10 protein-coding genes are annotated in these 15,596 nt (G+C 65.5%); 7 read left to right on the top strand and 3 right to left on the bottom strand.

Translation table 11 applies throughout. The annotated features are described in order from the left end of the window. Positions 1-1,311: a dicarboxylate/amino acid:cation symporter gene (locus GN331_RS00350; RefSeq protein WP_156639427.1), complete on the top strand. Its 1,311-nt coding sequence runs from the start codon at positions 1-3 to the stop codon at positions 1,309-1,311. A gap of 80 nt (positions 1,312-1,391) precedes the next feature. After that, complete coding sequence (gene tkt, locus GN331_RS00345) at positions 1,392-3,383, top strand: transketolase (protein WP_156639426.1); 1,992 nt, start codon at positions 1,392-1,394, stop codon at positions 3,381-3,383. Positions 3,384-3,500: 117 nt separating this feature from the next. On the opposite strand, the gene GN331_RS16460 is transcribed toward tkt, so the two are convergent. Further along, the gene (locus GN331_RS16460) at positions 3,501-3,638 is read right to left on the bottom strand and encodes a hypothetical protein (RefSeq protein ID WP_197426944.1); all 138 of its coding nucleotides are present in this window, start codon (positions 3,636-3,638) and stop codon (positions 3,501-3,503) included. Here GN331_RS16460 and GN331_RS00340 point away from each other — a divergent pair. From GN331_RS00340 to GN331_RS00320, 5 genes are all read left to right on the top strand, one after another. Continuing rightward, positions 3,637-5,439, top strand: a complete 1,803-nt coding sequence (locus GN331_RS00340; protein ID WP_197426943.1) for a ZirU family protein — start codon at positions 3,637-3,639, stop codon at positions 5,437-5,439. The two genes, GN331_RS16460 and GN331_RS00340, sit on opposite strands and share 2 nt — an antisense overlap. A gap of 71 nt (positions 5,440-5,510) precedes the next feature. Then, complete coding sequence (locus tag GN331_RS00335; protein ID WP_156639424.1) at positions 5,511-6,257, top strand: ZirU family protein; 747 nt, start codon at positions 5,511-5,513, stop codon at positions 6,255-6,257. A gap of 238 nt (positions 6,258-6,495) precedes the next feature. Continuing rightward, a complete protein-coding gene (locus GN331_RS00330; protein WP_156639423.1) occupies positions 6,496-7,242 on the top strand; it encodes a ZirU family protein in 747 nt (248 codons plus the stop codon). 226 nt (positions 7,243-7,468) lie between these two features. After that, positions 7,469-9,328, top strand: a complete 1,860-nt coding sequence (locus GN331_RS00325) for a ZirU family protein (RefSeq protein ID WP_156639422.1) — start codon at positions 7,469-7,471, stop codon at positions 9,326-9,328. Between the two features lie 256 nt (positions 9,329-9,584). After that, complete coding sequence (locus tag GN331_RS00320; RefSeq protein ID WP_156639421.1) at positions 9,585-14,201, top strand: hypothetical protein; 4,617 nt, start codon at positions 9,585-9,587, stop codon at positions 14,199-14,201. Between the two features lie 78 nt (positions 14,202-14,279). Here the strand turns inward: GN331_RS00320 and GN331_RS00315 are convergent, their stop codons facing one another. Together GN331_RS00315 and modB are read right to left on the bottom strand one after the other, a co-directional pair. Further along, positions 14,280-14,900 carry an ATP-binding cassette domain-containing protein gene (locus GN331_RS00315; RefSeq protein ID WP_156641150.1) on the bottom strand — a complete coding sequence of 207 codons (621 nt, stop codon included), beginning with the start codon at positions 14,898-14,900 and terminating at the stop codon, positions 14,280-14,282. Positions 14,901-14,908: 8 nt separating this feature from the next. Then, positions 14,909-15,592, bottom strand: coding sequence for a molybdate ABC transporter permease subunit (gene modB, locus GN331_RS00310; RefSeq protein ID WP_156641149.1), 684 nt, complete (start codon positions 15,590-15,592; stop codon positions 14,909-14,911). Positions 15,593-15,596: the final 4 nt, after the last annotated feature.

Below are 15,596 nucleotides of genomic sequence, written 5' to 3'. Positions count from 1 at the left end.
ATGGCCACGCCCACCGCGCGCAAGCGCCTCCCGCTGCACACGAAGATCGCGATCGGCTTCATCGCCGGCATCCTGGCGGGCCTGGCGATCCACGCCGGCGGCATCACCGATCTGGCGTGGGTGCAGGCCTTCACCACCTACGTCACCACGCCGTTCTCGAAGGTCTTCCTCGCGCTGATCTTCATGCTGATCGTGCCGTTGCTGTTCTCGGCACTCGTGGTCGGCATCGCGGAAATGGGCGACGTGCGCGCGCTCGGCCGCATCGGCTGGAAGACCTTGTTCTACACCGTGGTGCTCTCGGCGGTGGCGGTGCTGCTCGGCCTGGTGCTGGTGAACTGGCTCCAGCCCGGCGCGGGCGTGGATCCGGCGCTGGCGCAACAGTTGCTCGCCGACAACGCCGATCGCGCGAAGGAAATCGTCGCCAGCGTCGGGACGCAACCGCGCGGCATCGACATGCTCGTCTCGATCGTGCCCGACAACGTGATCGCCGCGGCGTCGAGCAACGGTTCGATCCTGTCGCTGATGTTCTTCGCGGTGATGTTCGGCATCGGCCTGGTGCTGACGCCCACGCCGCAGACCGAAGTGCTCAAGCGCGGCATCGACGGCCTGCTCGAAATCTCGATGACGCTGATCGGCCTGGTGATCCGCCTCGCGCCGATCGCGGTGTTCTGCTTCATGTTCAACCTGGTGTCGATCTTCGGCTTCGACCTGCTGATTCGATTGGGGGCGTACGTCGGCGTCGTCGTGCTCGCGCTCGCGTTCCACCTGTTCGTCAACTATTCGATCGCGTTGAAGATCGCCGGCCATTCGCCGGTCCGGTTCTTCAAGGGCGCGCAGGAAGCGATGGTGATGGCCTTCTCCACGGCCTCCAGCAACGCGACCCTGCCCACCGCGCTGCGCGTGGCCGAAGAGGAATTGGGCCTGCCGCGCCGCATCGCGCGCTTCGTGCTCACCGTCGGCGCCACCGCCAACCAGAACGGCACGGCCCTGTTCGAAGGCGTGACGGTGCTGTTCCTCGCGCAGTTCTTCGGCGTGGACCTCAGCCTCGGCCAGCAGGCGATGGTGATGCTGGTCTGCATCCTCGGCGGCATCGGCACGGCCGGCGTGCCGTCGGGTTCGCTGCCGGTGGTGGCGCTGATCTGCGCGATGGTCGGCGTCGACCCCGTCGGCATCGGCATGATCCTGGGCGTCAACCACTTCCTCGACATGTGCCGAACCACGCTCAACGTCACCGGCGACCTCACGCTCGCCACCCTGGTGGCCGCGGGCGAGCCCGACCTGGGCGCTGGCGAAACAGCCGCTGGCCCATAGGCGAGCGGGCCCGGAGCATCGGCAACCCCGGGCATGGGACAATTCCGTTCCTGCCCGCCGATTCCGACCCCGCCCCCGCCATGCCGACGCCCAGCCGCCGCGACCTCGCCAACGCCATCCGATTCCTCGCCATCGATGCGGTCGAGGCCGCGAAGTCCGGCCATCCGGGCATGCCGATGGGCATGGCCGACATCGCGGAAGTCGTCTGGAACGACTACTACCGCCACAACCCGAACAACCCGTCGTGGTTCAACCGCGACCGCTTCGTGTTGTCCAACGGCCACGGCTCGATGCTGCACTACGCGTTGCTGCACCTGTCCGGCTACGACATGTCGATCGACGACCTGAAGGCCTTCCGCCAACTCGAGTCGAAGACGCCGGGCCATCCGGAAAACTTCATGACGCCGGGCGTGGAAACCACGACCGGCCCGCTCGGCCAGGGCTTCGCGAACGCCGTCGGCATGGCGCTCGCGGAAAAACTGCTCGCGCAGCGCTTCAACCGCCCCGAGATGGAAGTCGTCGACCACCACACGTGGGTGTTCATGGGCGATGGTTGTTTGATGGAAGGCATCTCGCACGAAGCCGCGTCGCTCGCGGGCACGTGGGGCCTCAACAAGCTCATCGCCGTCTGGGACGACAACCACATCTCCATCGACGGCGACACGCAGGGCTGGTTCACCGACGACACCGGCAAGCGCTTCGAAGCCTATGGCTGGAACGTGGTGCGCGGCGTCGACGGGCATGACGCCGATGCGATCAAGCGCGCGGTCGATGCCGCGCTCGCATCGAGCGACAAGCCGACGCTGATCTGCGCGCGCACGACGATCGGTTTCGGTTCGCCGGGCAAGGCGGGCAAGGAGTCCTCGCACGGCGCACCGCTGGGCAAGGACGAAATCGTCGCCACGCGCGCCGCGCTGAACTGGCCGCACGAAGCGTTCGACATCCCGCAGGAGATCCGCGACGGCTGGCGCGCCGGCAACGCGGGCCTGGTGCGCGAAGAACAGTGGAACCGCCTGTTCGACCAGTACGCCGCGCGTTATCCCGAACTCGCCGACGAACTCGTGCGCCGCGCGCGCAACGAACTCCCCGACACCTGGGCCGCCGCCGCGGATGCGTACATCGCGAAGCTGCAGGCCGAAGGCCCGGTCGTCGCGTCGCGCAAGGCCTCGCAGATGGCGCTGGAAGCCTACGGCCCGCTGCTGCCGGAACTGATCGGCGGCTCGGCGGACCTCGCGCATTCCAACCTGACGTTGTGGAAGGGCAGCAAGTCCGTCACCAGCGACGATGCCAACGCCAATTACATTTACTTCGGCGTGCGCGAGTTCGCGATGACCGCGATCAGCAATGGTCTTGGCCTCCACGAATGTTTCATTCCGTACGACGCGACCTTCCTGGTCTTCAGCGACTACGCGCGCAACGCCGTGCGCATGAGCGCGCTGATGGGCGCGCATGCGATCCATGTCTACACGCACGATTCGATCGGCCTGGGCGAAGACGGTCCGACGCACCAGCCGATCGAACACGTCTCCTCGCTGCGCTACATCCCCGGCAACGACGTGTGGCGGCCGTGCGACGCCGTCGAATCCGCAGTGGCCTGGCGCGCGGCGATCGAACAACACGACGGCCCTTCGTGCCTGGTGTTCACGCGCCAGAACCTCGCGCACCAGCCGCGCACGACGCAGCAGGTCGCCGACATTCGCCGCGGCGGCTACATCCTGCGCGACAGCAAGGGCGCGCCGCAGTTGATCCTCATCGCCACCGGTTCGGAAGTCGAACTCGCGATGCAGGCCGCATCGCAACTCGGCGATGGCGTGCGCGTGGTATCGATGCCGAGCACGGATGTGTTCGATCGACAGGACGCCGCCTATCGCGAAGCCGTGCTGCCGAACGCTTGCCGCCGTCGCGTTGCGATCGAAGCCGGTGTGAGCGACTTCTGGCGCAAGTACGTCGGCCTGGATGGCGCGGTAATCGGCATCGACCGTTTCGGCGCGAGCGCGCCGGCGGAGAAGCTGTTCCCGCACTTCGGGTTCACGGTGGAGAACGTGGTGCAGGTGGCGAAGAAGCTCGCGTAAGTTCGACGCACTGCAAGACCCATGACAAGGCCCGCATTCGCGGGCTTTGTCGTTTCTGGCGCCTTCAAAACGCCATGCGACATCGCGCGTCGACGCGCGGACGGGACGCGTCCGCCATCAAAAGTTCCAGCCCCGCATTTCCTTGCCCCTTGGGTCTATAGCGGCCACCCAGCCGGTCGCGGTTCCCTTGCGGGAAATGACCGACCAACCGCACAAGCCGAATCGTTTTACTTTCCTGGCGAAATCGATCGCCATGGCGATCACCTTTTCTTTCGCGAGTCCGGCGGCGCTCGCCGAGGAGGAAGAAAAGAAGAAAAAGATCCAGGAAGCGCGGAATGCTGCCCTCGTCGAAGCCAACGCGCGCGCGCAGACCAAGAACGTGCAGGACGGCCTGCCCGACATCGGCGGTGGCGACCAGGGCCCGAACAAGGCGAAGGAGACCGCCGACGCGCTGACGAGCAAGGCGATCAGCGCCGCGCAGTCGGCGGCCAAGACCTCGTCGAGCAACACCAGCACGTCGAGCACCAGCGCGACCGACCAGTTCACCGCCGACGTCGCCAACGCCGCGATCTCCAGCGGCATCAGCACGCTCAAACAATCCGACAATCAATTCCTCCAGCGGCTCGAGGGCGGCGTCACGCTCGGCGCGGAAGGCGGCGTCGACGTCAATCTGAAGACGATCGGCACGCTCTATGGTGGCGAAGACAAGCGCCACTACCTGCTCACGCAATTCGGCGTGCACAACGAAGGCGACCGCGCGACCGCGAACGTCGGCCTGGTGTATCGCTGGATCGCGCCCAACGATGCGTGGTTGCTCGGCGGCAACGTCTTCTACGACCACGACTTCCACAACGGCGCGCATCGCGTCGGCCTCGGCGTCGAAGCGGCGACGACGTCGATGCGCTTCTTCGCCAATACCTACGCGCCGGCCTCCGACTGGAAAACGATCGAGAACCAGCCGGACTTCGAGGAACGCGCCGCGAGCGGTTACGACCTCGGCCTGACGTGGAGCCCGACGCGCGCGCCCGGCCTGGACCTGACGGTGAAGGGCACGCGTTGGCATGGCGATCAGGTCGACGTATTCGGCAGCGGCCAGACGTACAAGGATCCCTTCGTCCTGACGACCAAGGTTGCGTATTCGCCCGTGCCGATGTTCGGCATTGCGCTCGAACACGACAGCGCGATGGGCACCGGACAGCGCGATACGCGCGTTTCGTTCAACTTCAAGTATCAACTCGGCGAAACGCTGGGTGCGCAGACCGCACGCACGAACGTCGCCCAGCGCAACGACATCCGTAAGCGCGCGACGGAGTTCGTCGAGCGCGAAGAAAAGATCGTCACCGAGATTCGCGAGAAGGACATTCCGCTCGCGTTCGTCGGCCCCGCGGTGGTCAACGACAGCGTGATGTCGGATGCGATGTACACCTACGGGTTGCAGGTCACCGGCGCGAAGGATGGACACAGCTTCACGCTGACCGGCGCCGACGCGGCGGTGTTCACGCTCGCCGGCAACGAGCTGCGCCTGGATCCGACCAAGATGACCTCCGCCGAACTGGCGAAGGACAACCGCTTCGAAGCGACGGTGAATGTGATCGACGGCCGCGGGCGCGTCGCGCAACAGCATTTCATCGTCGACGTCATCGACATCGATCCGGATGGCGACGGGCTGAGCAACGAACAGGAAAAAGAACACGGTACGGATCCGAACAAGTCGGATACCGACGGCGACGGCCTGGACGACAAGACCGAGATCGACACCGGCACCAATCCGCTGGATCCCAACGACCCGGGCGCCGGCAACGTGCCGACGAACGTGGACGTGCATTTCAACGGCAGTCCACTCACCGGCGCGCCGCTGGTGGGATCGGTGCTCAGCGCCGCAGTGACCTGCAAAGACGGCAGTTGCCCGACGACGGGGCTGACGTACCAGTGGCAGATCGAAAGCGCGGTCGGCTCCGGCACCTACGTCGACATCGCCGGCGCCACCGGCGCGACCTACACCGTGGTGGCCGGCGACCAGAAGCGTCGCATCCGCGTGCTCGCCACCCAGCCCTGAAGGCTTTCTGCGTGCGCTCGCGCGCGCGCAGGTTCTTGCAAGACCCGCAACACCAACCGGAGATCCCCCAGATGCAACGCAACACAACTTCCAACAACACGCTGCGCAGGTCGCTCCTCGCGACTTTCCTCGGCCTGGCGTTGTCGGGTCTGGCGTACGCGCAGACTGTCGTCACTTCGCCGGAAACCAGTACCGTCATGGGCCGCGCGCCGGTGGTTTCCACGGCGACGATCAACGTCACGCCCTCGGGCGCCGGTGGCCAGGTGCTTGCGGGTGACGTGCTGACCGCCAACTTCCTGGTCACCGACCCCGACACCGATACGATCGACACGGCCGCAACCAGTGCAACCGTCCAGTGGACCGTCGACGGCACGCCCGTCGGTTCGGCGGGCAGCATGACCTATACCGTGCAGGCGGCCGATGCCGGCAAGGTCATCACCTACAGGTTGGTGCCACACACCGATCCGGGTGTCACCGATCCCTACCAGGGTGTGCTGACCATCGCAGCCGACGTCGGTGCGGACGGCAGCGGCGGCGGCACCGGCCCTGGCGGCGGCGGCGAAATCAATCCGGCCGATCCGACTGCGCTGCTGTCTGTTGCAGTCACGCCGTCGGGCAACCCGATCGTCGACACCGTACTCACCGCAACCCCGACCTGCGTGGCGACCTGCGGTGCGGGCATCACGTACCAGTGGCAGATCGAAACGGCGTCGGGCTCCGGCACGTACACCGACATCGCCGGTGCGACCGGCGCGACGTACACGCCGAAGAAGGACGACCAGAAGAAGAAGATCAAGGTGGTCGCCACCGCGCCGTAACAGCTGCAATCGCGGAACAACGCATGGCCCCCGGATGTTCCGGGGGCTTTTTTTTGTGCGTTGCGTGACGCGTCCCGTCCGTACTGGCATCGCACGTAGAGCTTTCTTGCAGGTCGTGTGGACATCGGCCTGTGTCGGGCTTCGCAGCCCGCCAGAACAATGCGCGCCACTTCTGCGTTCGCCTCGGCGAGTGCCGTTCCTTGCAAGCCTCGTCAACATCAACCGGAGAAACTCCAGGATGCAACGCAACAAACCGTCCAACAAAACGCTGCGCACGTCGCTTCTCGCGACCTTCATCGGCCTCACGCTGTCGGGCCTGGCCTACGCGCAGACCGTCGTCACGTCGCCGGAAACCGCGACCGTCAAGGGCCGCGCGCCGGTCGTTGCGACCGCGGTGATCGGCGTGACGCCTTCGGGCGCCGGTGGCCAGGTGCTCGCCGGTGACGTGCTGACCGCAACGTTCACCGTCACCGATCCCGACAGCGACACGATCGACACGACCGCAACCAACGCGACCGTCCAGTGGACCGTCGACGGTACGGCCGTCGGTGCGCCGGGCAGCATGACCTACACGGTGCAGGCGGCCGACGCCGGCAAGGTCATCACCTACAGGCTGATGCCGCATACCGATCCGGGTGTCACCGATCCCTACCAGGGTGCGCTGACGATCGCAGCCGACATCGGTGCGGATGGCGGCGGCGGTGGCACCGGCCCTGGCGGCGGCGGCGAAATCAATCCGGCCGATCCGAACGCGCTGCTCTCCGTCGCGGTCACGCCGACGGGCAACCCGATCGTCGACACGACGCTCACCGCAACCCCGACCTGCGTCTCGACGTGCGCTGGCGGCATCACCTATCAGTGGCAGATCGAAACGGCTTCGGGCTCCGGCACCTACGCCGACATCGCCGGCGCAACCGGCACGACGTACACGCCTGTCAAGGACGACCAGAAGCGGAAGATCAAGGTCGTCGCAAGCCAGCCGTAACTTCATGCAAGCGAGCCTGCATGGGCGCGCAATGCGATTTGCACGACTTCGGCCCCCGGATTTTCCGGGGGCTTTTTTTTGCGCTTGACGCATGCCGCGTCCAGTCCGTAGGCGAACCCCACGTAGAGCTTTCTCACAGGTCACATGGACATCGGCTCGTGTCGAGCATCCACCCCGACCCGAACAATGCGCGCCACTTTGATGACTGTCGTAGGGGACGCATCCGATGGCTGCGCAATTGCTCAAGCAACACCGTTCCAACCGCCTGGCGAAATCGATCGCCATGACACTGATGTTCTCGTTCGGAAGCCCGGTGGCTTTCGCAACCGAAGACAAGAAACAAGGCGCACAGGCCGCGAACGACGCGTCCATGCTCGAGGCGAATGCGCGCGCGCAAACGCAAAAGGCGCAGGACAACCTGCCCGACATCGGCGGCGCGGCGCAGGGCCCCAACCAGGCGAAGGCCACCACCGACGCGCTGACGAGCAAGGCGATCAGCGCCGCGCAGTCGGCGGCCAGCACGTCGTCGAACAACACCAGCACCACCAGCACCAGCGCGACCGACCAGTTCAAGAGCGACATGGCCAATGCGGCCGTCGCCACCGGCATCGACGCGCTCAAGCAATCGACGAACCCCTTCCTCCAGCGCATCGAAGGCGGGCTGACCTTCGGCACGGAAGGCGGCATCGACATCGACCTGCGCACGATCGGCACGATTGTCGGCGGCGAAGACAAGCGCCACTACCTGCTCACGCAGTTCGGCGTGCACAACGAAGGCGAACGCGCGACCGCGAACCTCGGCCTGGTCTATCGCTGGATCGCGCCGGAAGACGCCTGGTTGTTCGGCACCAACCTGTTCTACGACCACGACTTCGACAATGGCGCGCACCGCATCGGCTTCGGTGTCGAAGCAGCGACGCCGTCGATGCGCTACTTCGCCAACACCTATGCGCCGGCGTCGGATTCGTGGAAGACGCTCGACAACAAGCCGGACTTCGAAGAACGCGCCGCCAGCGGTTACGACCTCGGCCTGACGTGGAGCCCGCTCCAGGCCCCAGGCCTGGACCTGTCGGTCAAGGGCACGCGCTGGAAGGGCGAGCACGTCGATGTGTTCGCAAGCGGGCAGACGTATCGGAATCCGTTCGTGCTGACGACGAAGATTGCGTACTCTCCGGTGCCGCTGTTCGACATCGCGGTCGAACACGACAGCGCGATGGGCACCGGTCAACGCGACACGCGGCTCTCGTTCAACTTCAAGTACCAGCTCAACGAGTCGCTGCAAGCGCAGCAGGCGCGCAAGAACGTCGCCCAGCGCAACGACATCCGCCAGCGCGCGACCGACTTCGTCGAGCGCGAAGACAAGATCGTCACCGAGATCCGCGAGAAGGTGATCCCGCTGGCGTTCGTCGGACCGGCGGTGGTCAACGCCAGCGTGATGTCCGATGCGGTGTACAGCTACCTGCTGCAGGTCAGCGGTGCGCGCGACCCGTATTCGTTCACGCTGAGCGGTACGGATGCGGCGCTGTTCGTACTCGTCGGCAACGAGCTGCGCCTGGATGCCACGAAGATGACCTCCGCGGACCTTGCGAAGGACAACCGCTTCGAAGTCACCGTCAACGTGGTCGACGGCCGCGGCCGCAATGCGCAGCAGCACTTCATCATCGACGTGATCGACATCGATCCCGACGGCGACGGGCTGAGCAACGAGCAGGAACAAACGCACGGCACCGATCCGAACAAGCCCGATACCGACGGCGACGGGCTGGACGACAAGACCGAAGTCGACAACGGCACCAATCCGCTGGATCCCAACGATCCGGGCACGGGCAATGCGCCGACGGGCGTCAACGTGCACTTCAACGGCAATCCGCTCACCGGTTCGCCGATGGTGGGCTCGGTCCTCGATGCCGCGGTGACGTGCGCCGGCGACGGCCAGTGCCCGACCACGCTGACCTATCAGTGGCAGATCGAAAGCGCGATCGGTTCGGGCACGTACATCGACATCGTCGGCGCTACGGCGCAGACCTACACGGTGACGGCCGGCGACCAGAAGCGTCGCATCCGCGTACAGGTCGCCAAACCCTGATCGATTCCCGAGGCGCGCCTGCCCTACCAGGCGCGCGGATGGGTCGCCGGGCGTGGACACGCGTCCACGCCCGGCGGTTGGGCGGTCCTGCATGGGCAGGCCCGCACGCGAAATGCACGAAGGTGTAATCGCGGAACGAAAGCAGGTTCGTTACGTTGCCCCGGGGAAATCCCGTCGGCAGCGTCACTCAATTCCGGGTGCGCGACGCATGCGATGCATGCGGCCGCGGACCAGATCGAACAAGAAGGTTTCGCGCATGACTACTTCGACACGTTTGTCCAGGCTGGTTCGCTCGCTGCTCGTGGGCTTCCTGGTCGTCGCCCTGCTCTCGGTCGCCTCTGCGCAATCGGTGGCGCCGCGGGTGGTGCAGGTCGAAGCGGTCACGACATCGGTCATCGGCCGCGCGCCGGTGGTCACGGTGGCGGTGGAGAACGTGACGCGACCGGGCGAAGCCGCCCTCGTCGGTGACGCGCTGCGCGCGACCACGACGACGACCGATCCGGATGGCGACACGATCACCGCGACCAGTTACCGATGGCTACGCGGCGGTACCGAAATCGCAAGCACCAACACCTACACCGTGGTCGAAGCCGACCGCGGTTTGACGCTTTCCGTCGAAGCGATTGCGACGACGGATTCGGCGATCACCGATCCTGCGAGCGGCACGGGCAGCACGAGCGTGGCGGTGACGAACAACACGGTGCCGACGGCGGCGCCGACGATTACGGGCACGCCGACGGTGGGCACGCAGATGACCGGTAATCCGGGCTATGCGGATGCGGAGAACGATCCGGCCGGCACGCACACGTACCAGTGGTATCGCTCTGCGAACGCCAGCGGTACGCCGCGCACGGCGATCGCGAATGCGAATTCGGCGACGTATACGCCGGTGACCGAAGACCAGGCGCAGTACCTGGTGTTCGGTGTTATTCCGGTCAGTACGGTGGCGCCGACGACGGGTGTGGAAGCGTTCGCGGTGTCGGCGGTGGTGCCGGGTACAGGGCCTAACATCATCAACGTGCAAATCAGTGGCGAGTGGCGCGTGGGTGGCGTGATTACGGCGACCTTCGACCTGGTCGATGACGAAGGCGACCTGATCGACGAAGCCAATATGGAGTACGGATGGCTGGTCAGCTCGTCGCCCACGGGTGGCGGTCCGGTGCAGGTGCCCGGCGAGACCGGTCGCACGTACACGATTCGTCCGGAAGACATCGGCGCCAATCGCCGCATTTGGTTCAGCGTGGAGAAGGCCGCGACGCTCACCGGCGTGCCGAACTCGCGCCTGCGTCCGACCAGCCCTGCTGGCCAGTGGCAGGCGTCGCGCCAAGGCCTGATCGAAGGCCGCCCGCCGACCATGACCGCGCCGCTGATCAACGGCACCGTTGCGGTCGGCCAGACGCTGACAGCCGTGCCGCAAGGCTACGACGACCCGGATGGTGATGCAGCAGGCACGCATCTGTTCCAGTGGTTCCAGGTCGACAACATGGCCGGCGACAATCCGGTACAGATCCCGAGTGCGACCAGCGCGAGCTATGTCGTGCGCGTAGAGGACTTCGCGAAGTTCCTGATGGTCCGCGTCACGCCAGTCAGCGCGACCGGTACACCGAACACGGGTACGGCTGTCACCGCGGTCACGAGTGCATCTGCAACGGGCACGGCACCGACGGCGACGCCGACGATCACCGGCACGCCGACGGTGGGCACGCAGCTCACCGGTAATCCGGGCTATGCGGATGCGGAGAACGATCCGCAAGACACGCACACGTACCAGTGGTACCGCTCGGCGAATGCCAGCGGCACGCCACGCACGGCGATCACGAATGCGACGTCGGATACGTACACGCCGGTCACCGAAGACCAAGCGCAGTTCCTCGTATTCGGTGTCATTCCGGTCAGCACGGTGGCGCCGACGACGGGCGTGGAAGCGTTCGCGGTCACGGCTGTGGTGCCGGGCACGGCGCCGAGCATCACCAACCTCGCGCTCAGTGGTGACTGGCGCGTGGGCGGCGTGATTACGGCGACCTTCGATCTGGTCGATCCCGAAGGAGACCAGATCGACGAATCGGGCATGGTCTACAGCTGGTACGTGAGCGTGCAGCCCAACGGTACCGGTGGTCCGGCGGTGGTACCAGGCGTGACCGGTCGCACGTTTACGATTCGTCCGGAAGACATCGGCAGCAATCGACGCGTATGGTTCAGCGTCGACAAGGCGAAGACGCTGACCGGTGTGCCGAACGAACAGCTGCGCCCGACGAGCCCTAGCGGCCAGTGGCAGGTTTCTCGCACGGGGCTGATCGAAGGGCGCCCGCCGACGATGACCACGCCGTTGATCAATGGCACCGTTGCCGTGGGCCAGACGCTGACCGCCGTGCCGCAGGGTTACGACGACCCGGATGGTGATGCGGCAGGCACGCACCTGTACGCGTGGTTCCAGATCGACAACGTCGCCGGCGACAACCCGGTGCAGATCCCGAGCGCGACCAGCGCAACCTATGTCGTGCGCATCGATGACCTCGCGAAGTTCTTGATGGTGCGCGTTACGCCGGTCAGTGCGACCGGTACGCCGAACACGGGTGCCGCGGTCACTGCGGTCACGAACAACTCTGTCTCGGGCAGCGCGCCGACGGCGACGCCGACGATCACCGGCGCAGTGGCAGTGGGTACGCAGTTGACGGGTAATCCGGGTTACAACGACGTAGAGAACGACCCGCAAGGCACGCATACATATCAGTGGTACCGCTCGGCGAATTCCAGCGGCACGCCGCGCACGGCGATCACGAACGCGACCTCGACAACGTACACACCGGTTGCCGAAGACCAGGCCCAGTATCTGGTGTTCGGTGTCATTCCGGTCAGCACGGTGGCGCCGACGACGGGCGTGGAAGCGTTCGCAGTCTCGGCTGTGGTGCCGGGGACGGCGCCGAACATCATCAACGTTGCGATCAGTGGTGTCTGGCGCGTGGGTGAAGTGCTGACGGGCACCTTCGACCTACAGGATGCCGAAAACGACCAGATCGACGAAGCCAACATGCAGTACCAGTGGTTGGTCAGCTCGTCGCCGACAGGTGGCGGTCCGGTTGCAGTACCCGGCGAGACCGGTCGCACGTACACGATCCGTCCGGAAGACGTCGGCACCAATCGCCGCGTGTGGTTCAGCGTGGAGAAGGCCGCGACGCTCACCGGTGTGCCGAACGAGCGGCTGCGTCCGACCAGCCCTGCTGGCCAGTGGCAGGCGACGCGCCAGGGCCTGATCGAAGGCCACGCGCCGACGATGACCACGCCGCTGATCAACGGCACGGTCGCCGTAGGCCAGACGCTGACGGCCGTGCCGCAAGGCTTCGACGACCCGGATGGCGATGCCCAGGGCACGCACCTGTACGCGTGGTTCCAGGTCGACAACGTCGCCGGCGACAACCCGGTGGCGATCGGCAGCGCGACGTCGGATACGTACGTGGTGCGCAATGTCGACCAGGCGAAGTTCCTGATGGTGCGCATTACGCCGGTCAGTGCGACCGGTACCCCAAACACGGGCACGGCGGTCACCAGGGTCACAAGCATCGCGGTGCCGGGTACCGCGCCGAACATCATCAACGTTGCGATCAGTGGTGACTGGCGCGTGGGTGGCGTGATCACGGCGGCCTTCGACCTGCAGGATCCCGAAGGCGACCTGATCGACGAAGCCAACATGCAGTACCAGTGGTTGGTCAGCTCCTCGCCGACAGGTGGTGGTCCGGTGGTGGTGCCCGGGGAGACCGGTCGTACCTTCACGCTTCGTCCGGAAGACATCGGCACCAATCGTCGCGTGTGGTTCAGCGTGGAGAAGGCCGCGACGCTGACCGGTGTGCCGAATGAGCGCCTGCGTCCAACCAGCCCCTCGGGACAGTGGCAGGCTTCGCGCCAAGGTGTGATCGACGGCCGCCCGCCGACGATGACCACGCCGCTGATCAACGGTACGGTCGCGGTCGGCCAGGCGCTGACGGCCGTGCCGCAGGGGTTCGACGACCCGGACGGTGATTCGGAAGGCACGCATCTGTTCCAGTGGTTCCAGGTCGACAACGTCGCCGGCGACATCCCGGTACAGATCCCGAGTGCGACCAGCGCAACCTATGTCGTGCGCGTCGATGACGTCGCGAAGTTCCTGATGGTGCGCGTCACACCGGTCAGTGCGACCGGTACGCCGAACACCGGTGCCGCGGTCACGGCGGTGACGAGCACTCCTGCGGTGACCAGTCCGCCCGCCGCGACCCAACTCAGCATCTCCGGGACACTCGACTACGGTCAGACGGTTGAAGCCATCTGGTCCTACTCGGACCCCGATAACCACAGCGAGGGGACGCATACCTACCAGTGGTATACCGCACACGACGCGGCAGGGACCACCAAGGTTGCGGTTCCCGGTGCAACTGCAAAGACGCACGTGCTAACGCCGTCGGACCAGGGCATGTACGTCGGATTCTCGGTAACGCCGAGAGATTCCACCGGTGACACCGGTACGACCGAGACGTTCTTCACCAGCAAGGAAGTCAGATATCGCGTGACCGGCAACTGGGACTTCCAAGGCTCTAACCAGCCCCCCGCCCTCATTCCGATCAGCATCTCGAACCGTAGCGGAAATGCACCCGCAAACCTGAAGGTAGGCCTATGGCGAGGCTACAGGGGTTACTCCGACAGCACAGCCAACTGCACGTTGATAGCGCCGAACGGCACGCGCTTCGCCGTCACTTTCCCGTCAGCAGCCAACGGTGCCGCATTCACGACAATCGATGCTTCCGGGAGTCCTGCAAATGGAACCTGGACTCTCGAAGTTAAAGGGACGAAGCCTGGTATCACCTATTTGAACATTGCGCAGGTCACCCTGGAGTTCACTCCATGACATCCAATTAGCGACAGCCACATCGCCCCCGGATTCTCCGGGGGCTTTTATTCTGTTTGGTGCTTGGTAACCCGGCAATTAATCCAACCTATGCACCGCATCCGCCAACCGCGCCGTGTCTTCCTGCGAATGACTGACCCACACCATCGGCAACGCGACTTCATCGCGTAACCGCCGCAACCAGGGCAGCAGCTCGTCCTTGCGTTCGGGATCGAGCATCGACAGTGGTTCGTCGAGCAGCAGGAGTTCGGGTTGCGACAGAAGCGCGCGACCGATCGCCACGCGTTGCGCTTCACCGCCGGAGAGGCCTTCGACGCGACGCGTCAGCAGCTCGCCAATCCCGAGCAATTCGACGATGTGGTCGAACACGAAGCGCGTCTCACCCCCGCGTCCGCGCGGCGCGCCATAGCGCAGGTTCTCGCGCACATCGAGATGCGGAAACAAGCGCGCATCCTGGAACACGTAACCGATTCGACGATGATGCGCAGGCTCATCCACGCGCGTCGACGAATCGAACAGACACCGCCCACCGATCGCGATTCGCCCACGCTCAGGTCGCACGAGGCCGGCGATCGCATGCAGCAACGACGTCTTCCCTGCGCCCGAGCGCCCGACCAGCGCGATCACGCGCCGCGTGCTTTCGAAGCGCACGGTGCGCTTGAACGCGCCCCGCGCCAGGTCGACATCGATGGAGAACATCGGCGCGATCATTCCGCCGCTCCACGCCGTTGCCGCTGCACGAGCCATTCGGAGCAGAACACCGCCGCGAACGAGATCGCGACCGCCACCGCGCACAGGCGCCACACGCTCGATTCACCGCCGGGCACTTGCATCAAACCGTAAATCGCCGAGGACAGCGTCTGCGTTTCACCCGGAATGCTGGAGACGAAGGTGATCGTCGCGCCGAATTCGCCCAGCGCCTTCGCAAAAGCCAGCACCGCGCCGGCAATGATGCCCGGCCATGCGAGCGGCACGGTGACGGTGAGGAACACGCGCCACGGCGGCGCACCGAGCGTCGAGGCCGCCTGTTCCAACCTTGCGTCGACGGTCTCGATCGCGACACGAATCGCGCGCACCATCAACGGAAAGCCCATGATCGCGCAGGCGAGCGCGGCGCCCGTCCAGCGGAACGCGAACACGATGCCGAACGTCTCACGCAGGAAGATGCCGATGGGCCCGCGCGCGCCGAACGCCATCAGCAACACGAAGCCCGTCACGACCGGCGGCAACACCAGCGGCAACACGAGCACGGTGTCGAGCAGCAACTTGCCGGGAAAGCGTTTGCGCGCGAGCAGCCATCCGAGCGCGATACCGAACGGCAGGCTGCACAACACGGCCGTCGTCGCCACCTTGAGGCTGAGCAGGATCGCAGCGGTTTCGGCGGGCGTCAGTTGC

This window comes from Noviluteimonas gilva (assembly GCF_009740395.1).
Lineage (GTDB): Bacteria > Pseudomonadota > Gammaproteobacteria > Xanthomonadales > Xanthomonadaceae > Noviluteimonas > Noviluteimonas gilva.
Note: the sequence above shows the minus strand (reverse complement) of the source record. Positions and strands in the feature narration are given on the sequence as shown.